This window comes from Nevskia soli (assembly GCF_903970205.1).
In the GTDB taxonomy this organism is placed as follows: Bacteria; Acidobacteriota; Terriglobia; order Bryobacterales; family Bryobacteraceae; genus Bog-113.
This window is the reverse complement of sequence record NZ_CAJCHS010000245.1, coordinates 1-5,360: the sequence shown is the minus strand read 5'-3', so window position 1 is coordinate 5,360 and position 5,360 is coordinate 1. Positions and strand designations below refer to the sequence as shown.

Here is a 5,360-nt window from a genome sequence, read left to right as displayed (position 1 = left end):
AATCCGGGACACCGGAAGGTACTTGCAGCAACAGGATCATGTCCCCGATATCCTGCGCATAATCGTCCTTAAAGTACAACCACTTCGAATCTGCGAGGGCATGCGGGTGCCAGAATGCGGTTGTAATGCGCGCTCGCGAGAGTCCTTTACTCAGCATGCGCTCGTTTGTGCCCGCCGGGTCCACAACGGTGTTGTTCATCTGGGTGAGGGAGTTATAAATCATCCCGTTGTCTCCGATGCAGAGGTCGTATTCATCGGCCATATTCGACGCCTGCGACGGGAAGTTACAAAACGGATACTCCACATAGGGCGCGTTAATATACACATCGCCGGCGGCGGACCCGCTGATGCATTCTCCCGCGACATCCGCGACACAGTATTGATACTGATCGGCTGCGGTTCCGGTAATGACCGCCCCCTGCTGCGGACTACTCACATCGAGTAGAGCCTTCGACCCGCTGAACGCGAACGTCGCATTTATCTTGCGGTGAAGCTGCGGAACCTGAGCCGCGGTAAACTTCCATAGCGTTCCGGTCACGAGTGTCGCGGGGTTCGATCCATTACTCGTGGCCGAGCCGGAAAGCGGTCCGCCATTGAACGGCCGGCCATCGTAAAAATAGGCCGTACTCTGCCCGCTCGCACTCCAACCCGGACCGGCGGGATGGGATTGGGTCCAGTTACCGAACGATACCGGAATAACCCCGTTGAACGCCGGGTTGGTCGTTTGAACAGTGGTTGGACCTTCAGAAACAAGCTGCGGGATGGACTGGAACGGCCGGTCCTGATAGCACACCGCCGACGGCGGACCACACGCCTTGTCCAGCGTATAGCTATTCACCATCGACTGATTCTCAATGTAGAAATGCGCTTCCAGTCCGTTAGGGTCGTCAATGGTAGTTGCGCCATTCACGTCGAGGCCGTGCGGGTCCGCTGCGTAGTTCCAATACCATTCGGAGCCGCCGTTTACGTTCGCGGGGAGCGGATTCGCATTGCACTGCGTGATTAGTTGTGGATTGGCGCTGCTGGAACTAATCACGTTGTTATAACCGCGCTGAAACGTCCACTCGGTGTTATTAGTTCCGCCGATCGCAATCAGACGCATAGTTTCGGTTCCGTTGTCGTTCAGCTGAAAGAAATCGCCGACGGCGGCATTGCCTATGGCGCCCGGCGCGCCGCTCTCTATTTCACCTCCGCAGTCCTGAGGAGAAGTTACGCAAGGGTACGGGTTATAAGGCTGACCATCCACCCGAACCGTGGTACATTGAGTCCCCTTGACACCCAATGAGTTCGCCGGGCAAGTTGTCGGACCGCCTGGAGCTTTCAGAGTTGTGCTGAAAGCCGTCCCGTCATTCACGGTCGAAAGGTAGGGACCCATTCCCGCTTGGCCGCTGCCCAAGGCGCCCCATCCGTAACCGCCCAGGGCCGACCATCCGTTCACATACATGGGGTCGTTCGATTTCAACGCGCACCAGCGCGCGGCAGGAGCGGTCCACGATTTCACGGCCCCCACGACACAACCGGGACGGCCACCGCCGACACAGCCCGCATTGTTCGGCTCACTGTTGGACGTGGCTTTCGGGTCGAACAACACCGTCCACCCGATGCTTCCGTAGTTGCCCCGCCAACAGCGAATTACGAGAAGTCCGTTCTCAACGTGAGACAGGTACGGCTGGCTGAACGCCGCGGTATCGAAGGTCGGATCGAAGGCCGCGATCAGAGTCCCGATCGGTGTAGTGCCGGTAAGTCCGGTAATGATGAGGCACGGCTCATTGGTCGGCGAGCTCGGGGAATTACACGTCGGAAGATTCACTTGTTCCTGCAGGTAGCCCGGGAACAGCGTATTGGCCGGAGCGGAATGACTCCCGAAATACTGCATCCGCTGTGGGTAGGCGCCGCCGCAGTACCAGGTATCCGGATCGCTCGCGTCGAAGACGATGGAGTCAAACGATCCGCAGCTGGAAGTGTAAATGCTCCCAAAGTTACCCTGATTTAGCGCGATCAATTGCGCCTCCGCGGTCGTTCCGTCTACCCAAAACACTTGCCCGTTTTGCAGCATGGAGCAGTTGTAGCCCGCGTTACCCGTCGGCCCCACCACGGTACTTACACTGCACAGGTCGTACTCGCCCGTGTAATCGAAGTCGGGAAAAACACCGTTGTCGTAATTCGCGCTCACATATTGGATCGAAACCGTGTCCGGACTAGTGGTTTGTTTCCGCACGATCACACCGAAGTTCATCCCGGTATAAGCGACGGATTGTCCATCCGTGGAGGGGCAAGTTCCGCTTAGTTGCAGGTTTTCAGTGTTAATCACCTGTTGAATGGGATAGTTGATGCCGTTGATTGTGATCACCGATCCCGCGGTCCAGAAGGTCGCAAAGTAGTCGCCGCCGGCCCACGTTACGGTTGAACTCCCCGTGCAGTGCACGCTTCCCTGCCGGATCGCGATCTCGGTTCCGTTGAACGGACGCTGTCCGGCGTTCTGCCAGAGGTCGATTGCCGTGCCTGAGGTTCCAAACGTGTAGTTAGTCAGCGTCGGAGTAAGTGCCTGCGAAAAGGTCTTACCGTTCGGATTACAGTTCACCCCATCGATCGTGAGGCAAACCTGAATATTGCAATTCGCAGTGGGGTTAGTCGCACATCCGCTGTTCGATGTAGCCGCGTTTAGAGTTACCTGAAACCAGTTCAGAAATGCGTTGTTGTTCCCGTGAGTTCCGCTGAAGTCGTTGATGTACCCGTAGAAAGTCACGTTATTCTGCGGCAGCAGAAGCAACGGGGCGGAGCTTCCGGTAATGGTCGCCGAGGCTTTTCCATCGGTGTTGCTCAGGGCCGCGGAGCCGTTCGCCCATGCGGTGGTGCGAACGTTGCCGAAGGCCGCTTTCGTCGTCGGCAGATTCCGATCCTCGGGCAAAGACATGCGGCGCAGCAACACGCCGGTCTGCGGATCCACGATCTGCTGCGTCCGGTCCGTCAGGCTCAGGGTCGGCCAGGCGTATTCACCCGGATTCGTCGGATCGACGGGTAGCGGATCCGCATAAGAGTCCCCGAAGGCGAGAGTGGCGGTAGTAAATTGGCCGCTGCCGGAGGCTCCGCCGGGGCAAGTAACGGCGTAGTAATAGAGCGTCCCCTGTTGCAGCGCGCGAGAGTAAAAGTTTTGATCCGAAGCGCGCTGCGCTACCCGCGCCCCGATCACGAAGACCCGTGTTAGGCGCGATCCGATCTCCGCGCGGCTGTCCAGGTTCGCTCCCGTGAACTTAGTCGGATCGACGTCATAAGCCAGTGGAACGAAGTTTGAGTTGGTACTTACTTGCACGGAGCACGCCTCGGCGTTTGGCGCCGTATAGGTCAGGATCGCTTGTGTATTCGTAACTCCCGCGACTGCGATGGTCAATACCGGGCTTGCAGCACCTGACAAAACTGGAACAAACAAGCTTGGCACAAGGATGCAAAGCGCGCGCACGGAAATCACGCGCGAAAATGCTGCAGTCATATTTCCCCCGCGATTCGATGTGTGAATACTTACACGGCAGGTGGGATTTGCCGCCTGCGGTAACTCTTCTGAACCCTCGCGTTTTGAGGTAGTTGCGCCGGGAGCGGCTATGAAATTTGTAAAGTTTTCAGACTAATGCAGCTGTTCCAGATGCTTCCGGGCCTCGCTCGCCCGTTTTGAATTCGGTTCGAGAGAGATCAGCTTTTCATAAGCCATCCTGGCCTGTTTCGCGTCGTCTTGTTTTTCTTCGGCGAGGCCGAGTTTGAACCAGGCTTCCGCATTCTGCGGATTCCATCGCGTAGCTTCGGTATATCGCGCCGCGGCCGCGGGCAATTTGCCGCGATGGAAATAGTAGTCGCCGGCTTTCAATTCATGCACGGCTTGCAGCGGGTTAAAAGTGTAATCTTTCGGTTTTACGGCCGCGTCCTCCTCCGGGATGTTTTGATCCTGTTTGGGAGCCGGCGGCGCGGTCTGCGCCGGCCATCCCAAGCCAAGTAAAACAACGAGAAGTGCCATAATTAGAAGTATATTGCCCGCCGTAGTACCCCCTGAAACTCTGCGCGAAAAGGCTGCTCAACTGCCGCTTGCGCCCGGCGTGTACTTATACAAAGACGCCGCCGGAAAGGTGATTTACGTCGGCAAGGCCAAGAGTCTCCGAGCGCGCGTTCGCAGCTACTTCAACGCCGACCGCCTGCATGATGTGAAGACCGGAACGCTGATCGCGGAAGCCCGCGATGTCGATTACATTCTGGTCGACAACGAGAAAGAAGCGCTCGCTCTCGAGAACAACCTGATTAAGCAGTATCAGCCGCGGTTCAACGTCCTACTCCGCGACGACAAGACTTACCCTTACATCAAGCTGACCCACGAACGCTTCCCCCGCGTGTATGTTACGCGGCGGTTAATAAAAGACGGCAGCACCTACTTCGGACCTTTTTTCCCGGGCAATCTGGCGCATCGCCTGGTCCACTTTATTCACCGCTTTTTCAAGATTCCATCGTGCAAAGTCGATCTGACCCGGTTCCACCCGAAGCCTTGCCTGGAGTATCACATCCACCGGTGTCTGGGACCCTGCGTCGAGGGCCTCACGACCGAAGAGATGTACGCGCGGGCCGTGCGGGACGTCCGCATGTTTCTGGACGGGCGCACCGGCGAGCTCGCCCGTGAACTGCGGCTCCGGATGCAGGATGCGGCTGCCAACACCCGTTTCGAGGAAGCGGCGTCATGGCGAGACTTGCTCTCGACTGTAGAAGAGATGGACGAGCGTCAAAAGATGGCCGCCGCTTCGGGCGATGATGCTGATATCTTCGCCGTGCATGCCGAGCCTCCGCTGGTTGCCGTGAATTTGTTTCACCTGCGCCACGGACAGATCGTGGACCGGCGCGAGTTCTATTGGGAAGATCAAGTCGAGTTTGAAGAACCGGCGTTTCTATCTAGTCTTCTCCTGCAAATCTACCTCGATCAACAGTACGTACCCGGGATTATCCACGTCCCGGTTGACTTCGAAGATCGCGAAGTCATGCAGGAGCTTCTGACCGAGAAGCGCGGCCGAAAGGTCGAGATACTCACGCCCCAGCGCGGCCAGAAGAAAGCCATGTTGGATCTCGCCCGGAATAATGCAAAGCATTCATTCGATGCCCGCTTCCGCATCCGCAAGCCGGCCGCGGCAGCTATCTATGAAGCGCTTCAGGAGACCCTCGGTCTCTCGTCCGCGCCCCACCGGATTGAATGCTTCGACATCTCGCATATTCAAGGGACCAACAAAGTAGCCAGCATGGTCGTCTGGGAAGAAGGCAAGATGAAAAAGGCGGATTACCGCAAGTTCATCATCCGCACCGTGGAAGGGAACGACGATTTCGCGAGCATGTTCGAG

At 57.3% G+C, this 5,360-nt stretch carries 3 protein-coding genes; 1 reads left to right on the top strand and 2 read right to left on the bottom strand.

Going from position 1 to position 5,360, the window contains the following annotated elements:
* On the bottom strand, window positions 1–3,388 hold a 3,388-nt coding region (locus tag H1Y01_RS11080), incomplete at its 3' end, for a hypothetical protein (protein ID WP_180540583.1).
* A 231-nt stretch (window positions 3,389–3,619) separates the two neighbouring features.
* The gene (locus H1Y01_RS11075; protein WP_180540582.1) at window positions 3,620–4,003 is read right to left on the bottom strand and encodes a tetratricopeptide repeat protein; all 384 of its coding nucleotides are present in this window, start codon (window positions 4,001–4,003) and stop codon (window positions 3,620–3,622) included.
* A 13-nt stretch (window positions 4,004–4,016) separates the two neighbouring features.
* Between H1Y01_RS11075 and uvrC the strand changes: the two genes are divergently transcribed.
* On the top strand, window positions 4,017–5,360 hold a 1,344-nt coding region (gene uvrC, locus H1Y01_RS11070), incomplete at its 3' end, for an excinuclease ABC subunit UvrC (RefSeq protein WP_219341459.1).